We start from the raw sequence: 18,068 nt of genomic DNA on the forward strand, positions 1-18,068 counted from the left end.
AGGATGTTATCATTTGATGAAATACAACTTAGAGTGAGTCAATGGCTGAGCAAGAAACGATTTAAGCATACTCTTGGCGTTGTGGAATCGGCTACTCATTTAGCTAAGCTTTATGGCGTTGATGTTGAAAAGGCTAGATTAGCCGCATTACTACATGATTGCGCTAAAGAATTGCCTTTACAGGATATGCAAAATCTTGTGAAAAGTGAATCTTATGATGCTGATCAAGAATTATTAAGTAATGGCAATCTTTTACATGGCTTAGCTGGTATGATTCGAGCAAAAAAAGAGTTTTCTATATCTGATGATGAGGTATTAGAAGCCATTCGAGTTCATACGACTGGAAAGGTACATATGTCTACGCTAGATAAGGTGATATTTTTAGCAGACTATATTGAGCCTAATCGAGATTTTCCCGGTGTGGATGAGTTGCGTAACGTTTCAGAACTAGATTTAGAAAAGGCTGTATTGCTTGGTTTTGACAATACTATTATTCATCTTATAGAGCAAAATTTATCGATTTATCCGTTGACCATTCTTGGTCGTAATGATGTGTTACAATCTTGTAAATAATGGAGTTTATATATGGAAGAACGTGAACGAGCAAGAGCTCGCCGTCGCAGAAGAAGGCGTCAACAAAAGTCATCTGTTAAATGGCCTAGATTTATAGTAGCTGTTATTGTAGTACTTGCCTTACTTGGTGGTATAGGCTATGGTTTGTATACTGGAGTATCTTATGTGTATAGAGCTATTACAGGTACTACTGAGATAACTGATACAGCTGTAGATAATGGAAATAAACAAGATGGTAATACTGTATCTGTAGAACAAAAAGGGTTAGATAAACCATTATACATTCTCGTTGTCGGTACTGATGATAATAATCCTAGTCAAAGTGATAGTTTATTTTTGTTATCCATTAATTTAGATCAAAAAACAATGGATGTTATTGGCATTCCTAGTAATAGTAAAATTGATAATAGAGATCAGACAGATGCAAGTATGCTCAATAGCATCTATGAAAAAGGTGGTATTGATCTAACAAAGGCTGTCATTGAAGATATGTTCCATATTTCTATACCGTATTATGTTGTAGTTAATCAAAATGCTTTCAAAAAGACTAACGATGTATTAGGGAATCAACAAATCTATGTAGAACAAAATATGGAACATGTGGATGCAGAGGGAAATAAAGATATTGATTTACAACGAGGATATCAAACATTAGATAGTGATAAGGCTTTATCCTATTTACGGTATTCTGATCCAAAACACGATACATTTACACGTGTACAACGACAAGAAAGATTTTTGAAACTTTGGGTAGAAGAAGAGCATAATTCATTTTTCTTAACAAATGCATGGCATATTTGGAGAATTTGGGATCATTATGATAGTAATATTTCTACATTAGATGCCATTAAGCTTGTGTATAATGCTAGCAAAATTAATAAGGAAGAGATTCATTTCTATATTCTTCCTGGTGAAAAAGAGTTAGTTGGCGATATGACATATTGGAAGGTAAATCCAACGGAAGCACAACGATTAGTAGGCATTACGATGGGAAATCTACCAGCCAATGAAATGACACAATTTGTAACAGCTCCAACTAATAGCACAGCTAAGGTTGCACCTGAATCAGAACATAATGGCGGTACTATCACAAAGCCATCAGAACCGGGTGATGAGAGTACTAATAAACGTTAAAAGGGGAATAGTATGAAAAATAAAGAAGAAGTTAAACAAATCGTATTACAATTAGCACAAGCTGCTTTTGATAAAAAAGGCAGAGATATTGAAATTCTCGATTTAGAAGGTGTATCTATGTTAGGGGATTACTTCCTAATTGCTAGTGCAAATAATATTAAGCAATCTCAGAGTATTGCTGATGAAATGGAAGATAAAGCAGCAGAATTGGGCATGACAGTAAATCATAGAGAAGGTTATCGCGAAGGTGAATGGATTTTACTTGATTTTGGCGATATTATTTGTCATGTCTTTGGTGGTGATGAGCTGCGAGAATTCTACGGTTTAGAAGAATTATGGAATGATGCAGTTCGAGTTCCATTTGAAGGAGTATAGTATGGCTACAGAATTGTTGGAAAATACAATTGCCACATTAAAAGTATTGCGTACTAGTGATCAAGGGGCTTTTCTAGATGGTCAAACTGGCAATACAAATGATGATATTTTGCTTCATAAGGATCAACAAACATCTCCTGTTGCTATTGGTGATGAAGTAAAGGTATTTTTATATCGCGATCCAAAGGGGCGTTTGACTGCTTCTATGCGTTTACCAGCGATGAAGGTAGGCCAAATTGGGTATGTTGAAGTAATCAATACTACAAACTTCGGCTGTTTCGTAGAGGTTGGTACTGAGCGTGGTATCTTCATGCCTCACGCAGAGATGCGTGGTCGTCCTCAAGTGGGCGAAAAAGTTTGGGTTCGACTCTATACAGATAAATCTGGTCGTTTTGCGGTATCTATGGATGTTGATGACGAAATGCGTCGCGCATCTAAGGCTGCTACAGATGCTAAAGTAGGGCAAGTTGTTAAAGGAGCTATCTATAACTTGACTAGTGATGGGGCATTCTTCATCACTCCTGAACGATGGATTGCCTTTTTACATCGTTCTGAGATGACTAGAAAATTAAATGTAGGAGAAATGGTTGAAGGTCGAATTACTTTCAAACGTGAAGATGGTCGTGTCAACGTATCGATGCGTCCTACTAAGGAAAAGGCACTCATTTCTGATGGAGACATTATAATGGAGTACCTTCTTAATCGTGGAGGCAAAATGCCATATAGCGATGAATCTTCTGCGATGTTGATTAAAGATAAATTTAATATTAGTAAAGCTGCCTTTAAGCGTGCTTTAGGGCATTTGATGAAAGAGAAAAAAATTGTTCAAGATGATGGTTGGACATTGTTAACTGAAACAGGACGTCAATGGACACCTCCTGTTGGTAATGAATCACAAGAAGAGGAATAAAGGCGATGAAAATTGTCATTGTAGGTGCTGGTAAGGTTGGCTATTCCTTGGCACAACGATTGATACAAGATAATCATGATGTATATGTAATTGATCGTTCTCCAGAACGTATACAAAATCTTGAAAATACACTAGATGTTAGCCTTGTTCAAGGAAATGGCAGTGATATACAATTGCTCAACGAAATCGGTATGGATGATGTAGGAATGTTTATTGCTGTTACCGATTCTGATGAAGTAAATATGTTATCTTGTTCTGTAGCTAAAATTACAGGTGTTCCTACAACGATTGCTCGTGTGCGAGATAATACCGTAGCAGAACATATGGATGATGAGATGCGTGCTAAATTAGGGGTCGATTTATTTATCAATCCTGAAATGGTTACGGCTCAAGAGCTTTTACAAATTCTAGAGACTCCATCAGCTATTGATGTAGAAGAATTTGGACAAGGTACTGTACGCCTTATGGAATTTAAGATTACAGATGATATTCCATTAATAGGTCAACCTTTAAAAGAAATTAAATTCCCTGAAGGTGTTTTACTAGTAGGGGTTTTACGTTATGGTGAAATGATTATTCCCCATGGTGAAAGTATTCTACAAGTTGATGACAGTGTATTCTTCTTAGGCTTAAAAGAGTCTGTTGAAGAAGTAGAAAATCTTTGGTTCCATAATCACAGTACATTTTATAAACGGGCTGTTATCATTGGGGCTGGTCTATTAGGTAGAAATCTAACAGTTCTTTTAGAACAAGCTGGATTCTCTGTTAAGGTTATTGAAAAAGATTTTGACCGCTGTGAAAAACTTGCTAATCTTGTAGATAAGTCTATGGTTATCAATGGAGATGCTACAGACTTTGACCTTTTAGAAGCAGAAGAAATTGCAGATAGTGATGTTATAATTGCTGTTACAGATGATGATAAGCTCAACTTGCTCGTTGCTCTTGTAGGCAAGCATATGGGCATACCAAAGACAGTTGTGCGCGTAGGTCGACCTGAATACATTATGCTTATGGAACAAGTGGGGATTGATGTGGTATTCTCGCCACGTTTATTTACAGCGAGTCAAATTTTACGTTTCGTGCGTAGTGGAGAAGGTGTTTTATCTATTTCGACCTTTGAAGGTGGAAAAGCGGAATCTATAGAGGTTGCCATTACAAGTGAATCACCTGTGGCTGGTAAACAATTAAAGGACATCCGTTTACCAGGGAAGGCGTTAGTTGGTGTAATTTTACGTGGTGATGAAGCTATCGTACCACGTGGTAATACTGAAATCTTAGATGGAGATCATATTGTTCTATTTGCGTTACCTGAATCTGTAAGTAAATTACTTAAATATCTTACCTAGTATGGAGGGACTATGCGCATTCAAATTGTCATGTCCTTAGTGGGGCGATTATTATATATCTTTGGGATTTTTACATTAATTCCTTTTATATATGGTATTGTATTTGAAACTGCATATTGGTCGTTTTTGGTTACTACTGGTATTTCATTTGGCTTAGGTGGACTTTTATCTTATTATGGTCATGAAACTCAAAGCTTTAGTCTTCGTGATGGGTTTTTAGTTGTATCATCTACATGGATATTAACAATTATCTTAGGTTCCTTACCATTTATTCTTAGTGGTATATTAACCAATGTATTTGATGCTCTATTTGAAGCTACATCAGGGATTACAGCAACTGGTGCTACCATTATTAATAGCGTAGATGATTTACCTAAGACATATGTTTTATGGCGTGGATTAATGCACTGGATTGGTGGGATGGGGATTATTGTCCTTATTTTATCGTTCTTAAAGAACTTAGGTGCAGATGCAGCTCATATGTTTAATGCAGAAGCATCGGTACCAAAACCTGGTGTTGTTATGCCTCGTATTCAATCAATGGCCAGTAAACTTTGGCGTTTATATGTTGCTTTTACCGCCATTTGTTTCGTTATGCTATGGGCTGGTGGTATAGAGCCTTTTGATGCATTAAATTATGCATTTTCCATTATTGCTACAGGTGGTTTTGCACCTACATCTGCAGGTACATTTATTTATGAACAAAGCAACTATATCTGTTTTGTATTTATATTTTTCATGATACTTGCTGGTGGTAATTTTGCAGTATATTATAATGCACTGCAAAGAGGCATTCGTGTTTTGATTGATGATTTTGAAACACGTATGTATTGGCTAGTTATTTTTATTGGAATTACTATCATATCAATTTCGATGGCAGTACAATCAAATATTAATGATCCAATTCAAATCTTTAGAGATGTTTCCTTTAATTATGTATCGATTCAAACTGGTAGTGGATTTGCTGTAAGCGATTATGATTTATGGCCAGCCGCTGCACAGATGATGTTATTTATTTCATCATTTTTTGGTGGTTGTAGTGGTTCTACAACAGGGGGCGTAAAAATTATTCGCCTCATTATTCTAATTAAGAGCAGCATTATTTATTTAAGAAAATCAATTCATCCTGAGATGGTACAAGTCGTGCGCATTAATGGTAAACCGATGCCTACTAAATGGATACAGATGTCACAGCAATTTTTATTTTTATATTTAATGATTTACGTTATATCTGTTTTCCTTATGACTTGTTCTGGAATGTCTACTTATGATGCGATGCAAATTATAACAGCTTTTCTTAGTAATGTAGGCATTGGATTTGGTGGTTTTGGGCCTACAGATGCCTTTGGTAGTATGTCTGATAGTGCTAAATGCGTAGCCATGGCAGACATGTTATTAGGTCGTTTGGAATTATTTACAATTCTTGTTATGCTTCATCCTCAATTCTGGGAAGGGTATTTTATAAAAAAACAACCTGCTAAACGGTATCGTATCCTATAGGAGGGCGAATAATATGAATATTATAAAACGCCCTCTAGGGCTTTATAAAGCAAATTGTTATGTATTAATTAAAGATGGAAAATCTCTTATTATTGATCCCGGGTTTCATAGTAAGCATATAATTGAAATGGTAGGAGATTCTGAGCCTATAGCAGTATTATTAACACATGGTCATTGTGATCATGTGTCGGCTCTTGATGAGGTTTGTGAGTATTATAATATTCCTGCTTATTTACATCCTTTGGATCAAGAGTTATTACAACTAATCCGACGTAGACCTAGTGTATATAAAAAGAAGATGTACACGAATTGTAAAGATTTAGTGGCCGGTAAATTAGAGGTAGGGCCTTTTAAAATAATCGTACATCATACACCAGGCCATAGTGCTGGCTCAGTTTGTTTGGAGATCGGTGGACATCTTTTTTCTGGAGATACTTTATTTAAACAAAATGTAGGAAATACCGACAACTATAAGAGTAATCCGGATGATTTAATCATTAGTTTGAAGCATATATTAACGTTGTCAAAGGATTTAATTGTTGAACCAGGACATAAAGAATCTACAACATTAAAAGATGAAGAAGAATTCATCAAAAATATTGTAGGATAGTGTTGACAAAAGTCCTGATAACCGATATACTAAGCAAGTACTTTGGATACGGCCCCGTGGTGTAGCGGTTAACATGTCGCCCTGTCACGGCGAAGATCGTCAGTTCAAATCTGATCGGGGTCGCCATTCATGCCTCGGTAGCTCAGTTGGTAGAGCAACGGACTGAAAATCCGTGTGTCGACAGTTCGATTCTGTCCTGAGGCACCATGTACATGCGGGAATAGCTCAGCGGTAGAGCACCGCCTTGCCAAGGCGGGGGTCGCGAGTTCGAATCTCGTTTCCCGCTCCAATTTTATATGGCGGCATAGCCAAGCGGTAAGGCAGAGGTCTGCAAAACCTTTATTCCCCAGTTCGATTCTGGGTGCCGCCTCCACAATCGTTACCCATGCCGGGGTGGCGGAACAGGCAGACGCAACGGACTTAAAATCCGTCGGTTGGAAACAACCGTACCGGTTCGATTCCGGTCCTCGGCACCAATTAAGACTAACTTCGGTTAGTCTTTTTTCTTATGTAAATCTAAATTTTAAATGTGTATAATTTAAAAATATGAGAGTGCGTTTGTTATTAGATGATCTATTTCAAATACGATTCTCTATGTTTAATAATGTTATGAATAATAAAGCAAAATTATTAATTAGTGAATGTTTATGTGGCGTATCCTGTCGTTATGATGGGAAAGACAATCTTATAGAACAGTTACCACTGTTAAAGGATACTTTTGATTTAGTAACCGTATGTCCAGAAGTATTAGGTGGGCTTACCATACCTCGAGATCCTGCGGAACGACAAGGTAAACGTGTATGTACAGCTAATGGAACTGATGTAACCACAGAATTCCATAAAGGAGCTCAAATTGCATTGCATATAGCAATTCAACAGGGATGTAAGCAGGCTCTAATGAAAGCAAAAAGTCCTAGTTGCGGTTATAAGCGCATTTATGATGGTACCTTTAGTAAAACACTGAGAGAGGGGCACGGATGTACTGTAGAGGCCTTATTAATGAATAATATTGAGGTTTATACGGAAGAAGAAATTGACTTATTAATGGAACAAAAAAAGAGATGAGTTTTTAACTCATCTCTTTTTTCGTGTTAGTGAAACCTGAATTACATTATACTAACATAATAAAAATACTTTTATATTACTAGAAATGTTAAAAGTTTATTTTCCTGCGTTTACAGGATCATTAGTTAATGGTTGTTCCCCTAGTAAAGTAGTTAGGTTATGTAAATTGAATCTATACTTACCATTACTAAAGTCTCTTGTTACATCATACCGTTGATTAGGTGCGTGCATAAGACCAATCAATGTGTCATATAGTAAATCATTTGTAAAGTATTGATGTTCGTGTTTAGAGAGTTCTTCTGCTGTTTGAGGATACTCAGCACGATAGTGAGGGGATAAATATATCCAGAATGGAATATGTGTCATAACAAAGTCGAATGTATCTGGATTGTGAGACTTATCTAAGCTTTCACCGTGATCGGAGAAGTATACCATAGCTTGTAAATTCAATTTATCTTTACCATAGGTGTAAATTTGTTGTAATAACCAGTCTGTATATAACTGACTATTGGCATATGCTTCTTGGCCGTCAGGATACGGACCTTGTTTCCATTTACTAAATTCATGAGGGTAACGGTCATTGTAATAAATATGACTACCCATAATATGAATAACGATAAAGTTATTTTTACTTGGATCAACAGACTGTAATAAAGGTAAGAGTGATTCATCATAGCGATCAGAGAAAGCATAGGATTCATGTGACCATTTAGTGGTATCTGCTGTTTTTGCCATTAGTGAAATAGCTGTATCATATTCGCCAAATACACCTTGGTTACTAAACCAAGAAGTAGTATATCCTGCTTTTTTAGCAACATCTAAAATATTCGCAGAATCAAGGAACGGTTTATCGTCATATTGATTTCGTTCAGATAGAGCACGCTCTAAAGTTGGTACTGTCTGTACATAAGAGGAATAGGCGTTGTCAAAGAATACAAAATCTTTATTGTCTGCACGCATTTTTCCTTGCCATGGGGTATCATCATAAGGGAAGTTCGGATTATATACCTTCATATAATCACGAGAACTAGATTCACCGATAACTAATATGATAGTTCCTGGTGTTTTATTCGCAGAGGTTTCCTTTGTATCCAAATTGAAGGAATCGAATACTAAATGATGGTTATCATTATATTGTTGCATTTGTTTTACATAGTCGCCAGCTGCAATCCAGTTTGCTACAATACATGTTTTCGGGAATAAGAAGAATGGTACGTATACTAAGAATGCTACTATGGATACAATGAGCAATGTGGAGCGCATAGGTCGTGTAGTATTTAAGTTTACTACTGCTTTCATTCCTAGATTAGACCAGTAGAGTAGATAGGTCCATATTACAAGGCCAATACCGACAGCGATAAGACCAGGAATACCAGCAGCATTTTTTAAGAAACCAAATGCTTCTTCAGGATTTGTCATGTATACTGCTAGTAAACTAGCTGGCGTTAAACAATGCCATGTAGTTAGATAGTATCCTATTTGTAAGAATGGGATAAGGCTCAATATCATGGTAATAATTGCCATGATTAATGATGTAGTTTTATGGAGACGATTCGTTTGGTTCAGTAAAAATTGAATCCCCGATAAACCCATAAAGATTAATAAGCCAAATAAAAAGTCATTAGCAAATTCATAAAAATATAAAGGTTTTACATAGGACCAGTGGAAGAGAAGTGGGAATGTAAGGGCCCAAAGAATACCGACTAAGCCATATCCTAAAAATGGTCTATGAAAAACGGTACATCCCATAAAATATTGAAATAAAAAAGTACCTACAATTGTTGGTACTGCTAAAATCGTTATATCTTCAACATCTAGACCTAGTGTAATAGGTTCATAGATGAAAAATAGAGCTATATATAAAGCAATACCAATGATACCAAAGCGAAAGATGGGGTTTCTCCCAATTTGCTTTAAACTAGATGACATAATAAATCCCCTCTTGAAGGAATACACAATAAATTTTTTTCTATAATATATAATAATTACTATAATAAAGATAGCAGATGACTGTAAAAAAAACAATTATTTGAAAGTACTACTATAAATGCTTTATAATTATATGGTTAAGTATATTTTCTAAGGATTGGGGTTTATGGGAGATTATAATTATAAGTTGGATGTCTTTGAAGGTCCTTTGGACTTGCTTTTACATCTTATTGAAAAACATAAAATAGAAATCACCGATATTCCTATCGTTGAAATTACGAGTCAATACTTGGAATATTTAGATAATTGGAATCACTTTGATATTCATTATAGTAGTGAGTTTCTTGTAATGGCTTCTACTTTGTTACAGATTAAATCGCGTATGCTATTACCTAAAGCTGAACCTGAGCCAGAGGATGCTGAAGATCCACGTGATGAATTGGTAGCTAAATTAGTAGAGTTTAAAAAAATCAAAGATTTTACAGCTATACTGATGGAACGTACGGCTGTATCCGCCAATATATTTAGTAGACCTGAAGAAACAAGCGTACTTGGGTTAGATAATGTATATAATTTAGAACTTTCCCGATTATATGAGATTTTTTATCAGACCATAAAACGCGCTAAGGAATTACCTGAAGAAGAGCCTATTCGCGAGGTTAAGGTTGAAAAAGACAGTTATAGTTTAGAGGATATGATTTTGTCTTTATCTAGTCGAGTACGACGTGGTGAAAGTTTATATTTTAGGGAGTTATTAATAGCAATTGAAACAAAAAGTGGTATGGTAACAATCTTTATGGCTGTTTTAGAATTATTGAAGCAACAAGTTATGGAGATGCGCTATGAAGAGGATGATATTATATTCACTGCAGCCTTAGAAGGTACCGTATAGAAAGGGGGCTATATGAGCTTACCAACAATGCATTTAGAGGCCGTGTTGTTCTCAGCGGCAAAACCTATATCAATAGAAATGCTTGAAGAAGTATTTGAACTTTCAAAAGAGGAAGTACAAGATTATATAGATACATTACAACGGGAACTAGAAGAGCAAAATCGCGGCATCCGTTTAAGAGTATCTGGAGCAGGTATTGAGTTAGTTAGTGCCATGGAAAGTGCTGACTATGTAGGTCATATCCGTAAGAGAGAAGATAAATTATCTAATGCAGCGATGGAAACATTAGCTGTCATAGCCTATAAACAACCTATAACTAAAGCTGAAATTGAAGAAATCCGCGGTGTAAATAGTGATAAGATTATTAAACAATTACTCACTCGATCTCTTATTGCGGAACTAGGTCATAAAGATACTGTAGGAAGACCTATTCTTTACGGAACAACTGACGAGTTTTTAAGGAGTGCTGGCGTAGAATCTATTGAAGCTTTACATCAAGAAGTTTCAGAAACAGAAGGATAATATGGAACGATTACAAAAATTTATTGCTAGTTGTGGTGTAGCATCACGACGCAAGGCAGAAGAATTGATTACAGAAGGAAAAGTTCAGGTTAATGGTCGTAGAATCACTGAATTAGGTGTGAAAATTGATCCTCAAAAGGATAAAGTTAAGGTTAATGGTCAATTATTAGCCCAAGAGAAACCAGTTTACTACTTGTTAAATAAACCAAAAGGGGTTATAACATCTGTGTCTGATCCTCAAGGTCGTGAAACTGTTTTAGATTATATTAAAAATGAATCAAAACGAATCTATCCAATAGGTCGCCTTGACTTATATACAGAAGGGTTATTGTTGTTGACAAATGATGGTGAGTTGGCGCAAAACTTAACTCATCCGTCTAAGGGCGTAGAAAAAACATATGAAGTGCGTATTAAGGGCCGTGTTCGTGATGAAGATTTACAGGTTATTGCCAATGGTGTTGAACTGGAAGATGGTATAACAGCTCCTGCAACAATTGTAGATCTCGGTTTTGATGATCATAATGGTGTTCATGAAGTAGAAATTACAATCCATGAAGGTCGTAATCGACAAGTTCGTCGTATGTTTGAACACTTTGGGTACCGTATTCATAACTTAAAACGAATTGCCTATGCTGGGCTTACCTTAGGTGGTGTTAAACGTGGTGGTTCTCGTCAGCTTACAATTCGTGAAGTAAAAGCCCTAAAAGCGTTAGGAGCAGGTAAGGAATGAAACAAATTGTAGTCATTGGCGGTGGTGCAGCAGGTCTTATGGCAGCTGTTATAGCTGGTCGTGAAGGGGCACGTGTCATCTTACTAGAAAAAATGAATATGGTTGGTAAGAAGATGGGAATTACAGGTAAAGGCCGCTGTAATATTACAAATAGTGCAGATATGACCGAGTTCATTAAAAATACGCCTGGTAATGGTAAGTTCCTATATGGCGCTTATGAACGCTTTAGTAATGAAGACTTGCTTGAATTATTACATAGTTGGGGCTTAAAAACTAAAGTTGAACGAGGAGGACGTGTATTCCCAGAATCTGATTCTGCTTTAGAAGTACGCAATATATTCATGAAAATCCTTAAAAAGTATAAAGTACAAGTTCATTTAAATGAACCTGTTACATCTATTACTGTTGAGGATGGTCGTGTTGTAGGAGTTGCAACAGATAAGGAACAATATGCTTGTGATGCTGCTATCATCTGTACAGGTGGTGCCTCTTATCCGTTAACTGGTTCTACTGGTGATGGATATGCTTTAGCTAAAAAAGTTGGTCATACTATTACAGATATAAGACCATCATTGGTACCAATTGTAACAGAGGAATCTTGGGTAAAAGATATTATGGGGCTTAGTCTTCGTAATGTTGAGGTATCCGTTATTTCTAAAAATAAGGTACAAGCAAAACAATTTGGGGAAATGATGTTCACTCATTTCGGCCTTACGGGTCCTACGATTTTGTCTTTAAGTCATACAGTAGGCAAATTGTTGCGTAAGAAAAATCCACAAATCACTATTGAAATAAATCTGAAGCCTGCATTAACTGCAGAAGTTTTAGACAAACGCTTACAGAAGGATTTTGATTTATATTCAAAAAAACAATTAGCTAATGGTATGAAAGATTTATTGCCGGTAAATCTCATTCCTATTGTTATTAAGCTTGCTGAATTAGATCCAAGCAAACCAATTAATCAAATTACAAAAGAAGAACGTATGCGTTTATGTCATGTATTACAACATATGACATTAGCTGTAAAGGAGTTACGCCCTGTAGCAGAAGCAATTGTTACAGCCGGTGGTATTTCGTTAAAAGAGTTTAGTCCCAAAACCATGGAATCTAAATTGGTGAAAGGCTTATATGGTGCTGGTGAGGTTCTGGATATTGATGCCTTCACGGGCGGCTATAATTTACAAGCCGCTTTTTCTACTGGTTATGTGGCGGCTATGCATGCTGTACATGGTGATGAAGAATAGAGGTTATTATGAATACTAAAAAAATTGCCATTGCTATTGATGGTCCTGCAGGGGCTGGTAAAAGTAGTATTTCAAAAGTAGTGGCCAATGAATTGGGTTATTTATATATCGATACAGGCGCTATGTATCGAGGTGTAACATGGGCGGTTCTCGATAGCCATGTTAATGTGAAAAATCAAAAAGATGTAGAATCATTGCTCCCTTCATTAGATTTAACATTAGAGCCTACTGCAAATGCTTGTAAAGTATTTGTAAAAGGTCAAGACGTGACAGATTTAATTCGACAACAACAAATCAATGAGAATGTATCAACTATTGCCTCTTATAAAGGTGTTCGTGAATACTTAGTTGAACGCCAACAAGCTATGGCTGCTGTTGGTGGTGTTATTTTAGATGGTCGCGATATAGGTTCTGTTGTACTACCAAAGGCTGAGTTGAAAATATATTTAACAGCATCTGCAGATGCACGAGCAAAACGTAGATGGCTTGAAGTTCAAGGTACTTCTAATGAACAATCATTAGAAGACATCAAAAAAAATGTGGAAAGTCGCGATGAAATGGATAAAAATCGCGATGAATCTCCACTGGTGTGCGTTGAGGATGCTATTGTTGTGGATTCTAGTAACATGACGTTTGATGAAACAGTGGAACATATATTACATCTAGTACAGGAGCGAATCTAAGATGAATAAATTTTCTACATGGCTTTGGCGTACGGCCTTTTGGTTGCGCTATAAAGTCGGCTATGGACTAAAGGTATATGGGCGTGATAATTTTCCTATGGAAGGTCCCGTTATTGTTGTACCAAATCATTTGAGTAACAATGATCCACCTATCTGTGGCTATGCATTACCTAGACATGTACATTTCATGGCGAAACAGGAATTATTTGTGAATCCCATTTCTCGATTTTTCTGTACGTGGCTTGGTGCGTTTCCACTAAATCGCGGTGCTATCGATAAGGTAGCTATACGTCATGCCTTAGGATTATTGAAAGATAATAAGGTACTGGGGATATTTGCTGAAGGAAACCGCCAAAAGAGCGGTAAGCTTGGAAGATTTCATGATGGCGCAGCATCAATTGCATTGCGTACAGGCATTGGTATAACACCAGTTGCTATTATTGGATCCCATAATATGAAGAAAAATCAAGTAGCTTGTATTATTGGTAAACAAGTTCCTGTTAATAAAGCTAAACCAACACCTGAAGCAATCAAAGAGGTTAATGATCGTGTTAAAGGTGAAATTCAACGCATGATAGATTCGTATCATGAAAATCGTATAGAGGAGACTTTATGGAAATAATTTTGGCTGAAAACCATGGCTTTTGTTATGGTGTTAAGCGAGCCGTTGAAATGGCTAATGAAGCTGCTGATGGTAAGGGTAAAAGTTATACATTAGGTCCTATCATTCATAATCCTCAAGTTGTAGGTCGCCTTGAAAGTAAAGGTGTAAGTCCTATTCAAGAGGTAGCAGATATTGACGAAGGGACAATGATTATTCGATCTCATGGTGTAGGCCCTGCTATTTATGCAGAAGCTGAAGAAAAGGGATTACATATTTTAGATGCTACATGTCCTCATGTAAAAAAAGCGCAACAAGATGCTAAGTCTGTCATAGAAGATGGAATGACTTTGGTGATTTTGGGCGAAAAAAACCATCCTGAGGTAAAAAGTATCAATTTATGGGCAAATAACAAAGGAATAATCATCGAAGATGAAGAATCCGCCCAAAAACTACAAATTGTGGAAAAAATGGGTGTTGTTGTACAAACAACCTTTTCACAATTCAAATTTAACAGTATAATAGAGATATTAGAGAAAAAATCTAAGAATCTTAAGGTTTTCAAAACGATATGCAATGCAACGCAAGAACGACAGAACTCTGCCGTTGACTTAGCACGTAATGTAGATCTTATGATAGTGATAGGCGGTAAGAATAGCGGCAACACAAACCGATTGGCAGAGGTTTGTCGTGACGTTGGATGTACAACTTATCACATTGAAACTTCTACTGAATTACAACTGGAATGGTTTAACCGAGTACAGACGGTAGGAGTTACAGCAGGAGCATCGACTCCCGACTGGATTATTAAGGAGGTCATTGAGACAATGAAAGATTTTGCAGAATTATTAGCAGCAGAAGGTCAAGAAGAATTTAAGAAAGGGAACGTTGTAGAAGGTACAGTAGTTCAAGTTGAAGATGAACGCGCTTATGTATCTTTTGGCTACAAAACTGAAGCCATTTTGAACAGAACTGAAATTTCTTATCCAGCACCAGAATCTGCCAAAGATGTGTTGAAAAATGGTGATGAAATTAAAGCAGTTATCATGAACCACATCAAAGAAGATAATCCTATTTATCTTTCCATGACTCGCTTGGCTAAAGATGAAGATTGGCAATATGTTATCGAAGCACAAGAAAAAGATGAAGCTATCGTATGTAAAGGTATTGATGCTATCCCAGCAGGTTTGGTAGTAACAGTTAAATCCCTTCGTGGTTTCATTCCATTGTCCCAAGGTGATGTTCATTTCGTAAAATCCTTGGACAACTTGGTTGGTACAGAATTCGAAGCTAAAGTACTTGAAATCGACGAAAAGAAAAACCGTTTGGTTCTTTCCCGTCGTGCAGTATTGGAAGTAGAACGTCAAGCTAAATTAGCTGAAGCATTGAAAAACATCAACGTTGGCGACAACTATAAAGGTATTGTTCGTAAAATCATGCCTTATGGTGCTTTCGTAGATATCGGTGGTATTGAAGGTTTACTTCACATTTCCGACATTTCTTGGCAAAAAATCAAAAAAGTGGAAGATGTTCTTTCCGTTGGTCAAGAAATCGAAGTTAAATTACAATCCTTCGACGCTGAAAGCAACAAATTATCCTTGTCCTTAAAAGCTTTAACTAAGAGCCCATGGGACGTAGCTGAAGAAACATTGCATGTTGGCGATGTTATTAACGGCAAAGTTGTTCGTTTGGTAGCTTACGGTGCATTCGTAGCTGTTAACGACGACATTCAAGGTTTACTTCACATTTCTCAAATTACAAAACAACGTAATGCGAAAGTTGAAGACTACTTAAACCGCGGTCAAGAAGTAGAAGTTAAAATCATTTCTCTTAACAAAGACGAAAAGAAATTGGGTTTGGCTTTAACTGAATTGATGGAAGCAAAAGAAACTGCAGAAGACGCTGAATAATTCATTGTCTAATATAAGGCTAACCAAGGTTTCCTTGGTTAGCCTTTTTGCGTACCTTACATAGAATATGATAAAATATAGTAATGTATTAGATTAGATAATGAGGTGAAACCATGGCAAAACCATTAGTGGCTGTTGTAGGTCGTCCAAATGTAGGGAAATCTACACTTTTTAATGCCATTGTTAATAAACGAATCTCTATTGTTGAAGATATTCCTGGTGTAACACGGGATCGTATTTACTTTGACGCAGAGTGGTTAAATCGTGAATTTACAATGATAGATACAGGTGGTATCGAATTCATAACAGATAATAGTCATGTTATTCCTAAAATGATGCGTTTACAAGCTGAATTAGCAATTGAAGAAGCAGACGTAATATTATTTGTTGTTGATGGTAAACAAGGTATTGTTCCTGCCGATGAAGAAGTTGCAAATATCTTACGTGCTAGTGGCAAACCTGTAGTTTTAGTTGTAAATAAAATTGACAGTGTTAATCAAGAACCTAATATTTATGAATTCTATAATCTTGGCTTAGGTGATCCAATTGGTATTTCTGCTAAGAATTTAATGAATTTAGGTGACTTGCTAGACGATACAGTTAAACATTTCCCTCCAGTTGGTACAAATGTTGATGATGAAGATACTATTCATGTAGCGGTTATTGGCCGTCCTAATGTAGGTAAATCTTCTTTGACTAATGCATTATTAGGGCAAGACCGTGTAATCGTATCTGATGTAGCAGGGACAACACGTGATTCCATCGATACATATTGGACCCATGGAGATCAAAAATTTGTCCTTATCGATACTGCAGGCATGCGACGTAAATCTAAAATCGAAGAAGCTGTTGAACGATATAGTATTGTGCGTTCTTTACGCTCTGTAGACCGTTCTGATATTGTTGTTCTTGTGCTTGATGCTCAAGATGGTGTTACAGAACAAGATAAGAAAATTGCTGGTTATGCCTATGAAGCAGGCAAGGGTGTAATTATTGTTGTAAACAAATGGGATCTTGTTGAAAAAGATGATAAAACAACACTGCGCTTTACTGAAGATATTTATGATGAATTAGGGTTCTTACAGTTTGCGCCGATTCTATTTGCGTCTGCATTGACTAAGCAACGTATTCATCGATTAGCAGATATGTTGAAATTTGTTTCTGAACAACAGTATCGTCGTGTATCTACAGGTACATTAAATCAATTGTTGCAAGATGCTCAAACAGTAAATCCGGTACCATCTCGTAATGGCAGAATTCCAAAGATTTACTATATGACACAAGCAAGTGTTAAACCACCTACTTTTATTTTGTTTGTAAATGAACCAGAGTTAATTCACTTCTCGTATATGCGTTTCTTGGAAAATAGATTACGTGAGTCCTTTGGCTTTGAAGGAACACCAATTCGTTTAGTGTTGCGTGGTAAGAAACGGGATGATGAAGACTAATGGATATTATGGTTATCGTATATGCTATATTGGCATATCTTATTGGTTCAATTCCTAGTGGTTTAATTATCGGTAAAACCTTCTTTAATACAGATGTCCGTCAATATGGTTCTAAAAATATAGGTGCCACTAACACATATCGCGTTATAGGTCTTAAAGCTGCATTACCTGTATTTCTCTGTGATGCCTTAAAAGGCGCGGCTGGGGTAGTATTATTATCCTCTTATGGACCTATGTATATGATCTTAGGTGGTATCCTTGCTATGATGGGCCATAACTGGTCTATATTCTTAGGCTTTAAAGGTGGTCGTGGCGTAGCTACAGGACTAGGTGTATTAATTGCTTTGTCACCATTAGTTGCTTTGATTGCCTTCTTGGTATGGGGCGTTATTGTCTATTTCACTAAGCTCGTATCACTAGGATCAATTATAGCTGCCGCTTTGGTGCCAATCTTAATGTATTTTACAGGCGAATCGTATTGGTTCGTTGGCTTTGGCGCTTTGGCTGCTTTATTTGTCATTGTTCGCCATTGGGATAATATCAAACGTTTACTTGCAGGTAATGAGTTAAAAGTAGAACGTATCAAAAAGGATTAA

18 protein-coding genes and 5 tRNA genes are annotated in these 18,068 nt (G+C 36.6%); 22 read left to right on the forward strand and 1 reads right to left on the reverse strand.

The genetic code is table 11. From position 1 onward, the window contains the following. Positions 1–3 precede the first annotated feature (3 nt). From yqeK to VCHSUH04_RS04555, 13 genes are all read left to right on the forward strand, one after another. Positions 4–573 (forward strand): bis(5'-nucleosyl)-tetraphosphatase (symmetrical) YqeK, encoded by a 570-nt coding sequence (gene yqeK / locus VCHSUH04_RS04495; protein ID WP_105085536.1) that lies wholly within the window; start codon positions 4–6, stop codon positions 571–573. A gap of 12 nt (positions 574–585) precedes the next feature. Then, entirely contained in the window at positions 586–1,707 is a 1,122-nt protein-coding gene (locus VCHSUH04_RS04500) for an LCP family protein (RefSeq protein ID WP_105085537.1), read from the forward strand. 12 nt (positions 1,708–1,719) lie between these two features. After that, positions 1,720–2,082, forward strand: a complete 363-nt coding sequence (gene rsfS / locus VCHSUH04_RS04505) for a ribosome silencing factor (RefSeq protein WP_024066146.1) — start codon at positions 1,720–1,722, stop codon at positions 2,080–2,082. 1 nt (position 2,083) lies between these two features. Further along, a complete protein-coding gene (locus tag VCHSUH04_RS04510; protein WP_105085538.1) occupies positions 2,084–2,992 on the forward strand; it encodes a S1 RNA-binding domain-containing protein in 909 nt (302 codons plus the stop codon). Positions 2,993–2,997: 5 nt separating this feature from the next. Continuing rightward, complete coding sequence (gene trkA, locus VCHSUH04_RS04515; protein ID WP_105085539.1) at positions 2,998–4,338, forward strand: Trk system potassium transporter TrkA; 1,341 nt, start codon at positions 2,998–3,000, stop codon at positions 4,336–4,338. 12 nt (positions 4,339–4,350) lie between these two features. Next, positions 4,351–5,838 (forward strand): TrkH family potassium uptake protein, encoded by a 1,488-nt coding sequence (locus VCHSUH04_RS04520; protein WP_105085540.1) that lies wholly within the window; start codon positions 4,351–4,353, stop codon positions 5,836–5,838. A 13-nt stretch (positions 5,839–5,851) separates the two neighbouring features. Continuing rightward, complete coding sequence (locus tag VCHSUH04_RS04525; RefSeq protein WP_105085541.1) at positions 5,852–6,448, forward strand: MBL fold metallo-hydrolase; 597 nt, start codon at positions 5,852–5,854, stop codon at positions 6,446–6,448. Between the two features lie 50 nt (positions 6,449–6,498). Beyond that, positions 6,499–6,574 (forward strand) — tRNA-Asp (locus tag VCHSUH04_RS04530). 5 nt (positions 6,575–6,579) lie between these two features. Continuing rightward, positions 6,580–6,655, forward strand: a tRNA-Phe gene (locus VCHSUH04_RS04535). A gap of 7 nt (positions 6,656–6,662) precedes the next feature. After that, a tRNA-Gly gene (locus tag VCHSUH04_RS04540) sits at positions 6,663–6,737 on the forward strand. Positions 6,738–6,746: 9 nt separating this feature from the next. Next, positions 6,747–6,821: transfer RNA gene (locus VCHSUH04_RS04545), tRNA-Cys, on the forward strand. Between the two features lie 14 nt (positions 6,822–6,835). Further along, positions 6,836–6,924: transfer RNA gene (locus VCHSUH04_RS04550), tRNA-Leu, on the forward strand. A gap of 133 nt (positions 6,925–7,057) precedes the next feature. Then, positions 7,058–7,513 carry a DUF523 domain-containing protein gene (locus tag VCHSUH04_RS04555; protein WP_105086000.1) on the forward strand — a complete coding sequence of 152 codons (456 nt, stop codon included), beginning with the start codon at positions 7,058–7,060 and terminating at the stop codon, positions 7,511–7,513. 96 nt (positions 7,514–7,609) lie between these two features. Here VCHSUH04_RS04555 and VCHSUH04_RS04560 read toward each other — a convergent pair whose 3' ends face one another. Next, a complete protein-coding gene (locus VCHSUH04_RS04560) occupies positions 7,610–9,442 on the reverse strand; it encodes a phosphoethanolamine transferase (protein WP_105085542.1) in 1,833 nt (610 codons plus the stop codon). A gap of 166 nt (positions 9,443–9,608) precedes the next feature. On the opposite strand from VCHSUH04_RS04560, the gene VCHSUH04_RS04565 reads away from it, so the two are divergent. The 9 genes from VCHSUH04_RS04565 (at position 9,609) to plsY (ending at position 18,068) form a co-directional block, all read left to right on the forward strand. Next, positions 9,609–10,334, forward strand: a complete 726-nt coding sequence (locus tag VCHSUH04_RS04565; RefSeq protein WP_105085543.1) for a ScpA family protein — start codon at positions 9,609–9,611, stop codon at positions 10,332–10,334. Between the two features lie 12 nt (positions 10,335–10,346). After that, positions 10,347–10,856: an SMC-Scp complex subunit ScpB gene (gene scpB, locus VCHSUH04_RS04570; RefSeq protein ID WP_105085544.1), complete on the forward strand. Its 510-nt coding sequence runs from the start codon at positions 10,347–10,349 to the stop codon at positions 10,854–10,856. Between the two features lies 1 nt (position 10,857). After that, a complete protein-coding gene (locus VCHSUH04_RS04575; protein ID WP_105085545.1) occupies positions 10,858–11,586 on the forward strand; it encodes a pseudouridine synthase in 729 nt (242 codons plus the stop codon). Next, the gene (locus tag VCHSUH04_RS04580) at positions 11,583–12,830 is read left to right on the forward strand and encodes an NAD(P)/FAD-dependent oxidoreductase (RefSeq protein ID WP_105085546.1); all 1,248 of its coding nucleotides are present in this window, start codon (positions 11,583–11,585) and stop codon (positions 12,828–12,830) included. Before VCHSUH04_RS04575 ends, VCHSUH04_RS04580 begins: the two co-directional genes overlap by 4 nt. Before the next feature lie 8 nt (positions 12,831–12,838). Next, positions 12,839–13,513 carry a (d)CMP kinase gene (gene cmk, locus VCHSUH04_RS04585; RefSeq protein ID WP_105085547.1) on the forward strand — a complete coding sequence of 225 codons (675 nt, stop codon included), beginning with the start codon at positions 12,839–12,841 and terminating at the stop codon, positions 13,511–13,513. Position 13,514: 1 nt separating this feature from the next. Further along, positions 13,515–14,135 (forward strand): 1-acyl-sn-glycerol-3-phosphate acyltransferase, encoded by a 621-nt coding sequence (locus tag VCHSUH04_RS04590; RefSeq protein WP_105085548.1) that lies wholly within the window; start codon positions 13,515–13,517, stop codon positions 14,133–14,135. Further along, positions 14,126–16,024 (forward strand): bifunctional 4-hydroxy-3-methylbut-2-enyl diphosphate reductase/30S ribosomal protein S1, encoded by a 1,899-nt coding sequence (locus VCHSUH04_RS04595; RefSeq protein WP_105085549.1) that lies wholly within the window; start codon positions 14,126–14,128, stop codon positions 16,022–16,024. The genes VCHSUH04_RS04590 and VCHSUH04_RS04595 overlap by 10 nt, the downstream gene beginning before the upstream one ends. A 113-nt stretch (positions 16,025–16,137) precedes the next feature. Beyond that, complete coding sequence (gene der / locus VCHSUH04_RS04600) at positions 16,138–17,472, forward strand: ribosome biogenesis GTPase Der (protein ID WP_060924659.1); 1,335 nt, start codon at positions 16,138–16,140, stop codon at positions 17,470–17,472. Beyond that, positions 17,472–18,068, forward strand: a complete 597-nt coding sequence (gene plsY / locus VCHSUH04_RS04605) for a glycerol-3-phosphate 1-O-acyltransferase PlsY (RefSeq protein WP_024066174.1) — start codon at positions 17,472–17,474, stop codon at positions 18,066–18,068. Before der ends, plsY begins: the two co-directional genes overlap by 1 nt.

The organism is Veillonella sp. T14073-2, assembly GCF_002959875.1.
Lineage (GTDB): Bacteria > Bacillota > Negativicutes > Veillonellales > Veillonellaceae > Veillonella > Veillonella infantium.